This is a genomic window from Vibrio sp. 1069, from assembly GCF_033340555.1.
Window position 1 is genome coordinate 1 of sequence record NZ_JAWOWP010000140.1, and the last position, 986, is coordinate 986.

The window sequence follows — 986 nt, forward strand, 5'->3', positions numbered from 1 at the left end:
TGATAATAAAAAGTTGCAGCGTGTTCGTTGTTTATTGACAAGTAAATGGCATTGCTTTCTTTTATGCTCGAATCTAGCACAAACGAGGAGCTGCCAATTTTTACCGTCTTACCATTCCAAACCCCTTCGATTCCTGAGCCAATCACGTTTTTAACATCTGTTACAATAATCTCGTCATTACTGAAACCGGTAAATGAGCGCGCAATAGGGTGGTTTGCATGAGCTTCAAGAGCAGATGCAAGGGCCAGACTTTCCGCTTCAGAAAGCTCTTTGAATGTGCTTGTACGGCTAATCTCGATGTCACCTTTCGTTAATGTTCCTGTCTTGTCGACGACGAGATGATTAACTTTGCAAAGCGTTTCGAATACATGGCCTTTTCGCAACAGAATGCCAAAATTGCCCATTCGTGAAGTCGCACAAGTTAGTGCGGTCGGTGTAGCAAGGGATAATGCACAAGGGCATGTAGCGACGAGAACCGAAAGCATAATCCAAAAAGCATCATCTGGTTTGGTTTGGTGCCAATAAAACCAGGTTCCAGCTGAGATGATAAGAATTACACCAACAAAGTAGCGTGCTACGACGTCAGCAACTTCTGCAATTTTTGGCTTCGAATGCTGTGCTTCATCTTGAAGGCGCACAATATTTGAAATCATCGAGTCTGCTTTTGAATTGGTGACTTCCAACTCAAATGATTCATCTCCGTTTAATGTACCTGCATAAACAGCATCACCTTCTTTTTTTACGACATGAACAGACTCACCAGTCAGCATTGATTCATCAATATGAATACGGCCAGAAATCACTTTGCCATCAGCAGGGATATGTTCGCCAGGGAGAACGCGAATGCGATCACCAATCTTCAGCGTTTTAACTGGAATTTGTTCGCCGTCTAGTGTTGTTGCAATGGCAGGGATAAGCTTGAGCAAGTTACCGCTTGCAGCAGCTGCTTTACGGCGAGCGCGCATTTCTAAGAATCGACCCACTAA

General features: G+C 43.8%; 1 protein-coding gene. It reads right to left on the reverse strand.

From position 1 onward, the window contains the following. On the reverse strand, positions 1-986 hold a 986-nt coding region (locus R7040_RS24995), incomplete at both ends, for an HAD-IC family P-type ATPase (protein WP_318097353.1).